General features: G+C 63.8%; 12 protein-coding genes. 4 read left to right on the forward strand and 8 right to left on the reverse strand.

Features of this window, described 5'->3' with window-relative positions; all coding sequences use genetic code 11:
* Nucleotides 1-217 precede the first annotated feature (217 nt).
* The 6 genes from ABEL04_RS07080 to ABEL04_RS07105 form a co-directional block, all read right to left on the reverse strand.
* Nucleotides 218-439, reverse strand: coding sequence for a hypothetical protein (locus ABEL04_RS07080; protein ID WP_375801686.1), 222 nt, complete (start codon nt 437-439; stop codon nt 218-220).
* 31 nt (nt 440-470) lie between these two features.
* Complete coding sequence (locus ABEL04_RS07085; RefSeq protein ID WP_375801687.1) at nt 471-764, reverse strand: helix-turn-helix domain-containing protein; 294 nt, start codon at nt 762-764, stop codon at nt 471-473.
* A gap of 57 nt (nt 765-821) precedes the next feature.
* Nucleotides 822-2591: a malto-oligosyltrehalose trehalohydrolase gene (treZ, locus tag ABEL04_RS07090; protein ID WP_375801688.1), complete on the reverse strand. Its 1770-nt coding sequence runs from the start codon at nt 2589-2591 to the stop codon at nt 822-824.
* Between the two features lie 85 nt (nt 2592-2676).
* On the reverse strand, nt 2677-4194 hold the full coding sequence (gene malQ, locus ABEL04_RS07095) for a 4-alpha-glucanotransferase (RefSeq protein WP_375801689.1): 1518 nt from the start codon (nt 4192-4194) through the stop codon (nt 2677-2679).
* A gap of 143 nt (nt 4195-4337) precedes the next feature.
* Nucleotides 4338-6050 (reverse strand): PH domain-containing protein, encoded by a 1713-nt coding sequence (locus tag ABEL04_RS07100; protein WP_375801690.1) that lies wholly within the window; start codon nt 6048-6050, stop codon nt 4338-4340.
* On the reverse strand, nt 6050-6586 hold the full coding sequence (locus tag ABEL04_RS07105; RefSeq protein WP_375801691.1) for a PH domain-containing protein: 537 nt from the start codon (nt 6584-6586) through the stop codon (nt 6050-6052). Before ABEL04_RS07105 ends, ABEL04_RS07100 begins: the two co-directional genes overlap by 1 nt.
* Before the next feature lie 704 nt (nt 6587-7290).
* Here ABEL04_RS07105 and ABEL04_RS07110 point away from each other — a divergent pair.
* Nucleotides 7291-7764 carry a T9SS type A sorting domain-containing protein gene (locus tag ABEL04_RS07110; protein ID WP_375801692.1) on the forward strand — a complete coding sequence of 158 codons (474 nt, stop codon included), beginning with the start codon at nt 7291-7293 and terminating at the stop codon, nt 7762-7764.
* Nucleotides 7765-8515: 751 nt separating this feature from the next.
* Here ABEL04_RS07110 and ABEL04_RS07115 read toward each other — a convergent pair.
* Nucleotides 8516-8740: a DUF2061 domain-containing protein gene (locus tag ABEL04_RS07115; protein WP_375801693.1), complete on the reverse strand. Its 225-nt coding sequence runs from the start codon at nt 8738-8740 to the stop codon at nt 8516-8518.
* Between the two features lie 929 nt (nt 8741-9669).
* On the opposite strand from ABEL04_RS07115, the gene ABEL04_RS07120 reads away from it, so the two are divergent.
* The gene (locus ABEL04_RS07120; protein ID WP_375801694.1) at nt 9670-10206 is read left to right on the forward strand and encodes a hypothetical protein; all 537 of its coding nucleotides are present in this window, start codon (nt 9670-9672) and stop codon (nt 10204-10206) included.
* Here the strand turns inward: ABEL04_RS07120 and ABEL04_RS07125 are convergent.
* Complete coding sequence (locus tag ABEL04_RS07125) at nt 10142-10990, reverse strand: transposase (protein WP_375801695.1); 849 nt, start codon at nt 10988-10990, stop codon at nt 10142-10144. The genes ABEL04_RS07120 and ABEL04_RS07125 overlap by 65 nt on opposite strands.
* A 701-nt stretch (nt 10991-11691) precedes the next feature.
* On the opposite strand from ABEL04_RS07125, the gene ABEL04_RS07130 reads away from it, so the two are divergent.
* Both ABEL04_RS07130 and ABEL04_RS07135 read left to right on the forward strand, forming a co-directional pair.
* On the forward strand, nt 11692-12765 hold the full coding sequence (locus tag ABEL04_RS07130; RefSeq protein WP_375801696.1) for a DUF3667 domain-containing protein: 1074 nt from the start codon (nt 11692-11694) through the stop codon (nt 12763-12765).
* A 239-nt stretch (nt 12766-13004) separates the two neighbouring features.
* On the forward strand, nt 13005-13412 hold the full coding sequence (locus tag ABEL04_RS07135; protein ID WP_375801697.1) for a thermonuclease family protein: 408 nt from the start codon (nt 13005-13007) through the stop codon (nt 13410-13412).
* Nucleotides 13413-13981 lie beyond the last annotated feature (569 nt).

Consider the following 13981-nt stretch of genomic DNA (forward strand, 5'->3'; position numbering starts at 1 on the left):
TAGAGGTGGCTCACGCCCAGGCGCTTCAGGTACGGCACGAGGGCCTCCACCTCGGTGAATCCGAGGTCGGGGGTGAGCTGGAGACGGTAGGTGGCGGTCATGGACGAGTATGAATGGAGGCGTGGAGGTGTGGAGGAAGGAAAGACGCAGGCGACCAAGATCAACGCGATTGCAAAATCACGGCCCCCGGGGCGGGTAAAAGAAACAGTCTCGTTGGTTACGGCCGGCGGCTGTGAGGCCGGGGTGTAGCTGCCCTGCTCGGTGTGCAGCAGCAGGGGGCCTCCGGGGGCAGGTCCAGGTTGGCGGCCCCCTCCAGGGTCACGGCGACGTGGATCGGGGGGCGCTCCACCCGAAGCGTCGTGTCGCTCGGGGCGTCGATGCGCATCGCGTCGCCGAGCTTGGGGCGTAGGGCGAGGAGGTCTTGGTAGAGGGCCAGCACGCCGTCGTGCGGGGGGGGCGGCGCCCGGCGGTCAAGGGCTCTTCGGCCGCACGTTCACGTTCACCTCCAGCCCCGCCCGGTCCAGCATGTTAATCAGCGCGTCGATGCTGAAGGCCTGGATCTTGCCGTTCATCAGTTCGCTGATGCGGGCCTGCGTCGTCCCCAGCTCCTCGGCCGCCTCCGCCTGCGTCATCCCCCGCTCCCGGATGGAGCGTTCCAGAGGAGCCATCAGACGAGCCCGCACGCGAAGCGATTCGGCTTCGCCACCGTCGAAGCCAAGATCCCTGAAGACGTTGCCGGACGATTCGGTGATGTCGTTCTTCATGGCCTCAGTCGGGGAAGGGAGGAACTTCCGCGGTCGTTGTACGAGAGGAGGCCGCAATCATTCCGTCCGCACCACCGCTGCTCCAGGCCGTGAAAACGACACCGTGTCTGCCGTAAAGACCGGCGGACGCGGGGCCGGGGTGTAGCCGCCTTGCTCCGTGTGGAACAGCACCGGGGCCTCGGGGGGCAATTCTAGATTGGCGGCTCCCTTCAGACTTATGGCGACGTAGACCGGGGGGCGCTCTAGAAGAAGCGTCGTGTCGCTCGGGGCCTCAATGTGCATCTCGTCGCCGAGTCGCGGGCGGAGGGTCAGCAGGTCGCGGTAGAGGGCCAACACGCCGTCGTGCGGAGGACGACTGGGCTCGTCCCAGTCCAGCACGCTGCGCGCGAATGTGGCGGGGTCCTGCGGGTCGGGCACCTCACCCTCAAAGCCCGAAAAGTCCTCGAACTCCTCCTTCCGCCCCGCCGTCACGCTGGTACCGAGTTCCTCGTTGTGGTCGGTGAAGAACTGGAACGGCGTCGACGCGGCCCACTCCTGGCCCATGAACAGCAGCGGCACCTCCGGCCCCACGCAGAGCAGCACCGAGAGCGCCCGGTACGTGGCGGGCGACACGTCGTCGGTGAGGCGGTTGCCGGTGGGCCGGTTGCCCACCTGGTCGTGGTTCTGGATGAAGACGACGCACTGCGCGGGGGCCACGAGGTCGGGATCGGTGCCGCGCGGCTCGCCCAGGTGCGCGGAGTGTTCACCGCGGAAGAACCAGCCGTCGCGGATCGTGGTGGCGATGTCGGCGGCTGTGGTGCCCTGATAGTCGCGGTAGTAGCCCTCCGTGTCGCCCGCCGTGAGGACGCGCAACTGGTGGTGCAGGTCGTCGCTCCAGACCCCGTCGAGCCCGTACCCGCCGTCGTCGCGGGGCTGCACGAGCGTGTTCAGGTTGCGGTGATCCTCGGCGATGAGGTGGCGCTCCGGGCTGTCGACGTGCTCGTCCACCGCCGCCGACAGCTCGGCCAGGAAGTGGGGTGTGCTCTCGTCGTGCAGCGCGTGGGTGGCGTCGAGGCGGAGGCCGTCGACGTGGTACTCGCGCAGCCAGTGCAGCGCGTTGTCGATAAAGAAGCGGCGGACGCCCTCAGAGTGCGCATCGTCGAGATTGATGGCCCGGCCCCAGGGCGTCTCGTACTTGTCGGTGAGGAAGGGGGCAAACGCATTGGCGTAGGCGCCGTCCGGCCCCAGGTGGTTGTAAATGACGTCCAGGATCACGGCCAGGCCCGTCTGGTGCGCCGCGTCCACGAGGCGACGAAGCTCGTCGGGGCGGCCGTAGGCGCTCGCCGGGGCGAACAGGGCCGCCGGGTCGTAGCCCCAGTTCCGATCGCCCGGAAAGTCGTGCACCGGCATCAGCTCAATCGCCGTCACGCCCAGGTCCTTCAGGTAGGACAGCTGCTCGCGCACGCCGTCGAAAGAGCCCTGTTCAGTGAAAGTACCGACGTGGAGCTCGTAGACGACGAGGTCCTCGCGGGCCACCCCGTCCCAGTCATCATCGTCCCACTCGTACACGCTCGGGTCGACGACCTCCGAGGGGCCGTGCACGCCGTCCGGCTGGTAGCGGGCGGCGGGATCGGGGAAGGGCCCGTCGTCGTCCAGACGAACCTGGTAGCGGGTGCCGGGCGCCGCCGCGTCGACCGTTCGCTCAAACAGCCCGTCGTCGGTGGGCGAGAGCGGAACGGTCGCGTCGTCGAGGTCGAGCGCCACCTGATCGGCCGCCGGGGCCCAGACGCGGAAGGTGACCGCGTCGTCCTGGACGAGGGCGCCGTGGAGGGGAAACGGGTCGGTCATGCCGCTGCGGAAGGGGTGGGCACGTTGTCGTGGAGGGTCGCCGCAGTGCGCGGGCGTTCGGGCGTGCGGAGGTCGGGGGAGAGGGTTACTCGTAGCTCGAGGCTCGTCCGTAGAGGTACGTCAGGGTTTTCAACGTCTCCTCGTCCTCGTCCGAAATCTGATCGGGCGTAAAGCGCCACGCCCAGTTGTCCTTGGTGGTGCCCGGGGTGTTCATGCGGCCCTCACTCCCCAGACCAATGATGTCCTGAAGTGGAATCACCGCACGGTCGGCTACCGACGCCATGACCGCCCGCACGGCATGCCGGTGGATCTCCTGGCCCCCGCCACCGTCGGGGAGGTCGAGATAGGACCGAGCAAAGTCCCTTCCCTCGTCGGACAGTTCCCCGCGCCACCAGCCGACGGTCGTATTGTTGTCGTGGGTCCCAGTGTACGCGACGAGGTTGCGGCGGTAGTTGTGGGGAAGAAACTCGTTCGCAGGATTCCCCTCGAAGGCAAACTGGAGCACAGCCATTCCCGGAAACGCAAAGGTGTCCCGCAGGGCCTCCACCGCCTCCGTAATGATGCCGAGGTCCTCCGCGATGATGGGCAGGTCTCCGAGTTCGTCCCTCATGGTCTCGAAGAAGGCGGCGCCCGGCCCGTCCTTCCACTCGCCCTCAGTGGCCGTGTCGTGGTGGGCGGGCACCTGCCAGTATTGCTCGAACCCGCGGAAGTGATCGAGACGGACGAGGTCGAAGCGTTCGAAGGTGTGGCGCAGCCGCTCGGTCCACCACCGGAAGCCACGGTCTTCCATTCGGGACCACCGGTAGATGGGGGTGCCCCAAAGCTGGCCCTCCGGGCTAAAGTAGTCGGGAGGCACGCCGGCTACCACCGACGCCTCGCCGTTCTCGTCGAGACGAAAGAGGTCCTGGTGGGCCCACACGTCGGCACTATCGTGCGCGACGTAGATGGGAAGGTCGCCGAAGAGACGAATGTCGTGGGCGTGGCAGTAGGACTGCAGGGCCGACCACTGGCGGTGAAAAAGGAACTGCCAGAACATGTGCATCTCGATCGCCTCGGCGTGCGTCTCGCGGGCGTGGTCCAGGGCGCCCGGGTCGCGGTGGGCAAGCGGGGCTCTCCACTCCGTCCACGGCGCCCCGTCGTGGGTGTCCTTCAGGGCGGCGTAGAGCGCGTATTCGTCCAGCCATGCGGACTGTGCCTCCTGGAAGTGCCGGAACTGCGCCGTATCGGCGGTCGATGTGCCGGCCTGGAACCGGCGGAAGGCCGCACGCAACACGTTTCGCTTGCGAGGAACGAGACGCGCGTAGTCGACACGGTCCTCGGGCAGCTCGAGGAGGGGGGCCAGGTCGTCCTCGCCGAGCAGGTCTGCGTCGACGAGAAGCTTCGGACTGATCAGAAGGGGGTTACCGGCGAAGGTGGACGGGCTGGAGTAGGGCGAGGCGCCAGGCCCGACGGGGTTAACCGGCAGCATCTGCCAGAGGCGCTGGTTGGTACGGGCCAAAAAGTCGGCGAACCGAAACGCGGCCGGGCCGAGGTCCCCGATGCCGTAGGCACTGGGAAGGGAGCTGACGTGAAGGAGAAGGCCACTGGCACGTTGCGAGGCCACAACGGGAAACAGTTGATGGGTGAAGGCCGGACGAGGGGAAGGCACTGTCTGCAGCGGGAGCCCGGAGCGTCGCCGCCTGGAGGAAGACGGTCCGGCGCGGCGCCCTGCCGTGCGAGCAGAGGGCGCGGTCTGAACGGGACCTGTCACTCGACAGACTCCTCGACGGGAAGCCGGGGCCGCTCGTCGGGATCAAGTCGGGTATCGGGGGCGCCGGTGGCCGCCTCCACGCGGTTGCGGTACAGCGTCTTGAAGCGCCGGTAGAGGCTGTCGAGCTGGTCATCTGCCTCGACGGCGGGCAGGTCAATCACCTCGGGATACTCGAACGTGGCGGCCCCGGCGGTATCCACGAAGAGGGTCTTTAGGCCGAGGCGCCGCTGGAAAATCGACGCGGTGGTGCTGAAGACGTGAAACTTCTCGGTCGGAATAATCCACAGGTGATGCGAGAGCACGCCGCGGCGGATGTAGAAGCCGTCCTCCTGGGCCGCGTACCCGTGATTGCGGTACTGGAGCAGGGCCCATCCCAGGATGAAGGGGACCACCCCGAAGCCCCACCAGGGAAGGGCTACCCCCACAAGATGCACCCAGTCCGGCGGCCAGAAGTAGATCGCCGGAAGGAGGAGCGTGGAGAGGGCCATTGTGTAGCGGAAAAAACGCCGCCGGATTGTCAACCGGGACACCTGGCCAAACGTGTCGGGAAGATCGAAGGACCGAACGCGACGGGCCAGCTCAAGGATGCGTTTGCTCCCCGCAAACGGGGCAATCACGCGGTGTCCCTGTTCATCGACGTTGATCCCGATGGTCTGCACCTTCAATTCGTACCATCCGAAGGCCCGCATGAGGGGATTGGTGCGGAGGATGAGTGCCTGCACCTTGTCGAGCGGAATGGTGCCCTCCGTCACTGTAAAGAGCCCATGGCGCTTGCGCAGCTTGTCGCCGTCGAGCCACAGGTGAAAGCTGTAATAGCGCGCCAGGTGTACGGCAACGCCGCTGATCCAGCCCAGAACGACTGCTACGAGGACCGACACGAAGATTGTGAGCGCCGGGTGACTGAACATCGCCTCTGTAAGCCACTCTAGGCGGTCCGTCCGAATGAATCGCTGGACGAGCGTCTCCGGGTTGAAGAGCTCGACCACCGAAAAGATGACGGCGAGGTACAGCAGCGAGAAGCGAAAGGCCCCCGACAGCAGCACGCGCCGCAGGGGCATGTCGAACAGCGTCTCGATGTTCGCCTCGTCCTCTTCACTTTCCGTGTCCGGGGTGGCGTCCGCGGCCCCTCGTTGAAACGAGCGGACCACCTGCCGGATCTTGCGGGCCTCGCTCCGATGCACGTATTCCAGGCTGCCCTCGGTGCCCGAGCTTCCAGCCGTCTCGATCTTCACCTTCGCAATGCCGAACAGCCGGGCGACGAGGTTTCGCTCGATCTGGATGTTCTGGACGCGCTCGATGGGAATGCTCCGGTTCTTCCGGTTCAGCACGCCGCTCTGGATGACGACCTGCTTCGGCGTGATGCGGTAGCTAAATCGCCAGTACCGCAGGAAGATGACCGGCAGGGCAAATACCCCGTACAGCACGGCCATCACGAGGGAGGCAACGTTCTCCGAGGAGCTGGGATTGCGAAGAAGGGGGAACAGAATGATCGCGAGTGCAGGGAGGCTCGTGCCCACCTGAAGAAGAAGCGTGAGGGGGTGGAGGCGCTGTGGCTCGTGGATGGCCCCCAGGGTCGTAGACGAAGGGGCATCGGGGGCCTCGCCCTCGTCCTTAGAGGGGGACGAGGAGACGTCCGCAGACGTCGTCTCCGAGGACGAGGGAGGCTCCTGTACCGAAGGATCCGACTCCGGAGGAGATGAGGACGGCATCACACCGGATCTTCGATGAGGGGATCTTCGAGAATGAAGCGCTTGATCTCATCTCGGATCTCCCGGGCCTCGGACAGCGGGAGGCCCGGAACGACGACGTCACTGCTTCGGGACCCCGCCGTGTGAACGACGAGACGCCCAAGCGCAAACTCGCGCTCGATCACATCCTGCGACACGTCGACGTGCTGAATGCGACGTAGCGGCACGACCGTCCGAACGTGCCTCAGAACCCCGTGCTCCCTGTAGATCTCCTCGGGGCGCAGGGCAAATCCCCAGGCTCGGTACCGAAGGCGTGGCCACGCCACGCAGTAAAGGAGCGCCCCCACCAGTACGGTTCCCGAGAGGACTCCGAAGGGAAGCGCCGAGTTGGAAGACAGCAGGTGCGTGAGGTCATAGAACAGGGCCGGAAGGAAAAGGAGGACCGAGATGCCAGCCATCTTGATTCGCCACACGCTCCGGACGGAAGGATCGAGCGACCGGACGTGCTCGTCCAGCGCCACGTCTGTCAGGGCACCGTCGGAGGAAGAGGATTCCATAGACGTGAAGAGAAGAAATCGGCTCGCAAAACAGCAATTATTGAAACCAAGGGACCGCCCGAGGTTTCTGGGAGGAGCCTGCGGGGGAGAAACTGAACGAGAACATCCATCCTGAACTGCGTGTCCGGGGAACGGCCACTGATCTGCGCTGGGAGTACCCCGAGACGCTTGGCTTGGGGAAGTCCCGAGGGCCTCCTCCTGGTTGTGGAGCAGCGGCCCTCCGAGGATTGATGGATCGATTTGCAGCCCGTTGGGACCGCCCGGAGTGCCCTGCGCAGTGACGGAAGTGCTCTCCGGGGAGCACAGGACACAGGCCGAGACTGCCCGTACGCTCCTGCTTCTCCCGGTCCGGGACCTCATTCGATCCAGTGAGCCGAACGTATCGGTCCCCCAGGACCGCATCCCCGCAGTCGGTGCGCCGGCTCGCCTCGGCATATCCAGCAGGGACAGCCCGCTTGCAGACCTGCTCCGGCTCGATGTTGCCGTGGAGCTTCGCCACGAAGGAGTTGTCGGTGTCGGTAATCTCGTGATGCTGGTCGAAGTATCCCGCGTCGAAGGCGACGCCGATTCCGGATGGAGGAAGGGAGGACATATTTTCGGGTGCTGGGCTCATTCAAGCCGACGAATCGTCTCCTTTACCGGTCGAGCTTGCTGGCTTCGAGGCCGCTGCCACCAAAGGAGATGTCCGCCTCACCTGGCAGACCGTGTCGGAGACCGGCAACGAAGGCTTCGAAGTCCAACGCCAGAAGGAGAGGGGCTGGGCGCAGGTCGGCTACGTTGAGTCGAAGGCCTTCGGCGGCACCACAACAAAAACACAGTCCTACGAGTACGTCGCGACGGGCCTCTCGGTCGGCCCCCACCAGTTTCGCCTGAGGCAAGTCGATCTGGACGGCAGCTCCAGCCTCACCGATCCGGTGACCGTGGACATTCAGATGCAGGAAACGGTGAGCCTCGCCCCTCCAGCGCCCAATCCTGGAAGCGCCACGGCCACCCTCTCGTTCGCCGTCAAAAAGCAGACAGAGACGATCATCACCCTCTACAACACGCTCGGCCAGCAGGTCGCCACCGTCTACGAGGGCACCCCACAGGCCGAAGAGGCGCAGACGGCGCAGGTCGACGTCAGTGGGCTGCCTGGCGGGACGTACTTCCTGCGGCTCCGAGCTGATGGGCAGACATAGGCCCGGCGGCTTACGGTCGTGCAGTGACCTTGTCCGGCCCTGGTCGGTCCTGTCTGCGCCCGCTTCCGTTTCCTTCGGGGCAGACGTTTTCTGTCAGAGGAGGCAGATCATTGGTGGTCTCCCGTCCTGAGCGCGTCGAGCGGTTCGGTGTCTTTCCACCGCAAAATTGCATATGGGCCGGCGACTGCTAGGTAGAGAAGCGCGGCAACTTCAACGTACATGACGGACCGGAGAAAGAGTCTGCAGTAGCCTCGTGTTAGGAGTTCCCGTGCTGGTTAGACATATTCGCCCCCACAAGTCTAACGTCAAGGACCTGGCTACCGGAAAGTGTGCCCAAAACCGTGCGAATCAAAACTGTACCTATGGGCTAAGCCCAGAATCACCCGCGCTTGACGCCAAGGAGATGAGGCCTCACGTTTCTGGAGACAGCTGACTTGAATCGACTCCAGAACCAGTGAGACCTCACCAACGGAGGTGTAAGATCTTCCCCCCAAGATAAACGCTGCCGACCAGCCCGTGGTTTGCTTCGACGTAAGCAAAGACCATCTCGATGGCTACGCGATCCACGTGCGCCGCGGAGCCGTTGATCGAGAGATCACCGATGCGCTGTGCCAAGCGGCTTTTCTCCTGCCACAGCCACCACAGCCTACAGAGCACACCGGTCAAGGCGGTCTGACGCCGTTTATCTGGGCAGCCGCCAGTCCCCGAGCAACCTTCTCGCCGGACCCAATGGCCTGCCGGCTGCATGCTGTCAGGAAGGGTCTCTGCGTCCCCACTCGATTCGGGCCCAGAGTCGTTCGTAACCGTAGTAGGTGCCCGTCTTCACGACATTCGCGACAAGGCCGATATTTACTGCATCAGTGACTTCACCGGTGAAGATATAGGCGACCAGCATCGTGATTACCACCATCAGGAGCCGGTAGAGACCGGTCTTGACCAGGGCCCTCGGAATTTTCTCGTACGTATCTCCAAACATCCAACTTCGACTGGCGGTTACGGTGTGTATTCAGCTTTGGTTAATATCCGGAACAGAGAAGCGGCTGCAAGGTGGGCGATCCCGCTAGTCCTGGCCCGACAGCCTCGGCAGGTATGAGACCGGGGATTCTGTCCGTGGTGGTCGCTCGCGCGTGCATGCACGCGGCTCCAAACGTCTAACGTTGAGGCCGACGGGGCGGGATCCGGTTCGGTCGTTCAGCCTCTCCCGCAGATGCGTGTCCGCCGTGCGGTAGCCTTGTAGCCGGGCCGAACAGGACAGCGGCATTGTATTCGCTCATCGACCGCTCGGTGGTGGCCCTACTCTTTTATTGTATGAGTCCGGGGCCATTTTCCATCTGGCACATCCAGCCGCCGTGCCACGCTCGACGCTGGACAGGCCATTTTTCTTCGTCGATGGGGCAGTGATCCTTCCGCGGTTCCGGCACGGATGAGCGTGGTTTTTCCAGTTTCAAAACCTGTTTTGCGAGCAGATGCTCAGCCGAGACACAGTGGGCGAAGCTGCAAAACGGTGCCCAAGCGAGCCCTGTAGCGGCGCTACCGGGCGAGTGCAGAAACCGTTTTGCACGAGATCCACAAAGTCGCAGCGCTGGGAGCGCGGCGACCGAGTACTCCCCGGGGTGGCCGCAGATGTCTCGTCAAACAGGTTCTCAACTCATTACAACGAAACGGCGCGGCCTGGACGGGCGCAACACCGGGCACGTGGTCGTCGGTTTTGTAAATGTGAATACCTGAACGGGGGCACAGATTTTTGGCGATCTTCCGATTCGTTCGGGGGCGTTTTCTGTTGCGAGGGACGGTTCGTAGGCGCCGCCGTCTCGAGGACGCTCACCTTTTCCAACGGAACGCGCTCCTGCCCTAGTGGCTCATGTATGTGATGCCCAACTACCAATCCCGAACCTTCCCTGCCCCATGAGTCAGCCCGAATACATCGCTGCCCTGCTTTCGATCATCGTCGGCCTCGGCCTGACAGACCTGGCCCAGAGCCTTCGTGAGTTGGTCCGCCCGAGGCGAAAGGTCAACTGGCACTGGCTTCCTCTCCTCTGGGCCGCCAACACGTTTTTGCTTGCCATTCAGATCTGGTGGAACTCGTTTTCACTTCTCACGGGGGCAACCTCGAAGTTCTTCTTCCCGTTCCTTGCCGCATTTCTACTCCTGTACCTGACCTGCGCGTTTGCACTGCCGGACCCAGGATGGGAAGATTCCCGAGCAGAGGTGGGGGCCCGTGGGGCTTCCGTCGAGACGCCGGCCGCACAGGCCCCGCTGGACCTGAGAGCCTTTCATTTTTCAGTTTCGCACCGCCGGTGGTTTTTCGGAATGCTCGTTGGCTTTATCGTCACGGCTCAAGTCGGGACTCAGACGGCAAGAGCACTGGCAGAGAACTTCACGGTCGGTGAGACAGAGATGTTGTTGAACGGGGAGTCGTGCTTCTCGGGACGCTGGGCTTGACCGACCGCTGGTGGGTGCACGCGCCTCTCTCGGTGCTCTCCTTTCTGACGCTCGGGCAGAGCATGGTTAAAATCGTTCTCGGAAGTTGACGATACACCCGCCGTAGGGATTGACAGCGTGCGGCCTGGGGCGGAGCGTTTTGTGTTAGAGTGGCGTCTCTGTGCGCGTGAAGGTGAGCGCCATCCGGCGGAGCCGCCTTTGCCGAGAGTCCGAGAAGCGGCTCCGTCGAAACGAATACTCGCTGAGGTAGCGGTAGGCATGGCGCTTCGCTACTCCACGGAATCCTCGCCACCACGGTGAAAATCGACCACTCTCCCTCCGCGGTGTTACGATGCATGTCCTCTTCGCTCACGTAGGTCTCTTCGTGGTCGACGCTTCTATGATCATAGGCTCCTTCCAGAAGCCCGTACCCGCTAAAATCGTCAGTGTCGATCCGGCTTCCGGGCTCAACGTGTCGAAGGGCCGATCGGACCAGCGTTTTCTGACCCGCGTCCGGTTGCAGTTCCAGCACCCGACCTTCCCCGCCCCGTTCTACCCACAGCACCGCAGGCGGCCAGTCTCCGGACCAACTTCCTCGCCCCCGCTCCGAGAAGCCCCGTTCTCTGGACTTCCGGGAATCGCGGTGCTTCGACCCTGCCTTCGCCGTTTGACCTGCCTCCGCCGTTTGATTGGTCTCGCCGGGGTCGCTGCTGGCCTTCTCACCGGCCTTCTCATCAGAATCCTTGGACCGAGGGGTATCCTCGGGAAGGAGCGTCCGGCCTTGCTGGCCAAGAGTCAAATGCAAGCCCAGAGGCTCCGACCTCCTCCGTCAGGGCCCCGCGCCATTTCTCGCGCCGCTGGTAGATGACCTTCCTCATCGTCTGCGCCATCCCCTGAATCGTTTTGTAGGTGTGGGGAAGGTCCTCCGCAATGTCACCGGTCGACTGGTCCTTGTCCGTCTCCCGATCTTCGGAGATCCATATCGGAAGCTGTGGCCTCCCACGCTTTCGAGAAACGTCCTGGACCGGTCGTTAAACCACCGACCACAACTGCGACACTGATACCGTCGGAGTGAACTGAGATAATCCCAGTCCTGCACCGTCGAGAAGGCAACTTGGGAGTACGATGGGGGTTGGCCTGTAAACGTGACGCTGGGCAAACCCGCTGGCGAGCTGGAGGTGCAGTCCTGGGAGCCTCGGGTTCGGGGTGGAGGCGGGATCAAAAAACCAGCCTGCGCCCTCACCGTTCTCGACGAATCCGCTTTGGGCAGGCCCAATTCGGCCCCACGAGCCGCCTGGCCTCTTTATTCGCCGCACTGCTCTTCCTCGCCCCAGCCAGTTGTGCGCAGGGTCGAGCCGGGGCCGGCATCCGCCGACAGCATTCTGGCTGTTGCGGGCGGGAAAAGGCCTGTATGTGACAGCCTCCCCGGCAGGCATTAACTTCCGGGCACGAAGCCCTGAAAGCTTTCCCTTCCGCCGGTAAAGCCGGTCTCATTCGCCGCTGCCGATGTCCTCATCCCCAAACCCCAACGACCAAGGCGACCCGGTGGGAGAGGAGTCCCCGGAGGAGCCCTCGGTCGAGGAGACCTCCGAGGCGGTGGTCGAAACAGTTAGGTGTCCCAATTGCGGGCGCCGGTTTGCTGGCGACTACTGCCCGGACTGTGGGCAGGAGGCCGACCCGCCTACCTCGGCAACAAGTGTCATCGGCGGCTTCTTCCGCGAGTTTGTGGACGTTGAGAACGGCTTCTGGCCCACCCTTGTCGGGCTGACCCTCCGCCCGGGGAAAACCCTTCGCCAGTACCTAGGCGGAGCGCGGGCTGGAATGGCAAGCCCTGGGCGCTACCTCCTGGCGTCGGTAATCATTAGCATCGGAACAGAACGGCTTCTCGCCTGGACTGGGATGGGCGAAGATCCATTCGGCGGCTCTGCTGCACCGGGCACCGGGCGCTCTCCAGCCACCAGCAATGGAGCCACTAGCGGGGGCGCCACCGCCGATGGGGCTGGAGACCTGTTCGCGGAGGCGCTCTCCACGGCCCTCGACCAGTGGACTCAGGTTGTTGGGGCTCAGATACGGACGCTCGCAGCCCTGCTCCTGGCAGTGCTCCTCGCGGTGCTGCTCAGACGCCTGTTTGCGGGAAGGCTGAAGCAGGGCGGCGAGGCGCTGGCGCTGGGAGCCTTCCTGAGCGGACACGCAGAGCTGCTCGTTACGGGAGCCGAGTTTCTGTATTCGCCCGCCGTGTCTTTCTACATAGGACAACCTGCCGAGGGCCTGTTTCTCCCTTCCCTCCTGATCCAGGTTGGGTACGTCGGGTTTGCGGCCCACCGGTGCTTCGGCCCGGGATGGGGGCCCGGGCTGAAAGGAGCCTTCGCCGCAGGCTGGGCTTTGATTGAAGCTGTGGCAATCGCCTTTATGTGTATGGTGGGGCATGCCGCGTGGCTGGCGCTGGCCCACCCTGAGAGGTTCGGCGTATCAGGAGGGGCTCCCGAAGAACTGGAGACAATATTTGCGGTGGTCGGGGCCGTCTGCGCGCTTCCGCTTCTCCTGCATGCGGGAGTAGAGGCGTACTACCGCTTGTGGTGACTACCGCCTGCGGTAATCCCCTGTGGAAGCAGCCACCAAGCTCCTCTCTACCGCGTCGACGACTCCGCTCCCAGCGACGCCGATTCAGCCCCACATGCCGCCTCGCCCCTCTATTCGCCGCGCTTCTCCTCTCCGCCCCGGCCACCTTCGCGCACGTCGAGCCAGGGCAGTCGTTCATAGGCAAGGTTACAGGCGTGATTGACGGCGACACGTACAAGGTGGCCCGTTCCGCTGGGGCCGTGGTCAAGGGGGGCTGTGGGGTACAGAAGCCATACGGAGCGAAGGCGAGAGATGCGGCGGTTCGCTACGTCGCCCGAACGACCGTGGGAGTACGAGTTGAAGATGTGAACCGGTACGGGCGGGTTGCGTCCCGAATCACTGTCCGGGGCGGGAATCTTGGGCAGATGCTCGTGCAGGACGGCTTTGGCGTGGCACTGCGGCGAGTACGCCCCCCAACGCCACGCAGCCCACCCGGTCGGAGCGACAGGTCCGGAACGCAGGCCGAGCCCCGTGGTCACAGGCCAGCCCGATCCCGCTGTGGGCGTAGCGGTAAGCCGAGCTGGAGTGAGTTCGGAGACTGTTCTTCTACACAACACGGGTCGCTGAGGCGGCCCGATGGCCCTGCGGGACTAAGCTCCAGGACGTAGCCTTAGGGTCGAAGATCTGTCTCAGGACGGAGTGAGCAGGTCCAGCGTCAGGGCTTAAGCACCTGCCTTGGCTACGGGTCAACACGGTGAGTCCAAACAAATGGCTTCAGATCCTTCGGCGAACCACGGCCCTCACCGAAGGCACTAGCAGAGGAAAGCAAAGAAGCGATGTGGGAGAACCCCGTGTCTTAGGAAGGCTCAATGGAATCGACACGCCAGTCCAACTTTTCAGGCACACCTCATTACGAGCATCCAGCATCTCTCGGAATCCTCCGTGGTTAGCGCGCATACATTACGGAGACTAGTTTCCGTAGCAATGAAACCTACTCGACGTCAGCCGGGTGGGATCGGGGCGGTTCCGGTCTCCATCCCCTCGACCTCGGCGGTCTCGTCCTTGACGACGCCTTCGGTCGCTGCGGCAACGATGCACGAATTCGGAGCTGCCGTACTTGACCAAGGCGATCCGATCGGCGGCCCGGCTTGGCATCTCTGACTTTCTCAGCGAGTGGCATAACCGCAGCGCCGGCACTCAGCCATCGGCTATCAGTCGCCGATGAGCTATGAAGAAG

The organism is Salinibacter sp. (assembly GCF_042218895.1).
GTDB lineage: Bacteria > Bacteroidota > Rhodothermia > Rhodothermales > Salinibacteraceae > Salinibacter.

Coding starts and splice junctions, on each gene's coding strand:
- ABEL04_RS07085 (WP_375801687.1), bottom strand. CDS start 764: ATGAAGAACGACATCACCGAATCGTCCGGCAACGTCTTCAGGGATCTT.
- treZ (WP_375801688.1), bottom strand. CDS start 2,591: ATGACCGACCCGTTTCCCCTCCACGGCGCCCTCGTCCAGGACGACGCG.
- ABEL04_RS07100 (WP_375801690.1), bottom strand. CDS start 6,050: ATGCCGTCCTCATCTCCTCCGGAGTCGGATCCTTCGGTACAGGAGCCT.
- ABEL04_RS07105 (WP_375801691.1), bottom strand. CDS start 6,586: ATGGAATCCTCTTCCTCCGACGGTGCCCTGACAGACGTGGCGCTGGAC.
- ABEL04_RS07115 (WP_375801693.1), bottom strand. CDS start 8,740: ATGTTTGGAGATACGTACGAGAAAATTCCGAGGGCCCTGGTCAAGACC.
- ABEL04_RS07120 (WP_375801694.1), top strand. CDS start 9,670: ATGAGTCAGCCCGAATACATCGCTGCCCTGCTTTCGATCATCGTCGGC.
- ABEL04_RS07130 (WP_375801696.1), top strand. CDS start 11,692: ATGTCCTCATCCCCAAACCCCAACGACCAAGGCGACCCGGTGGGAGAG.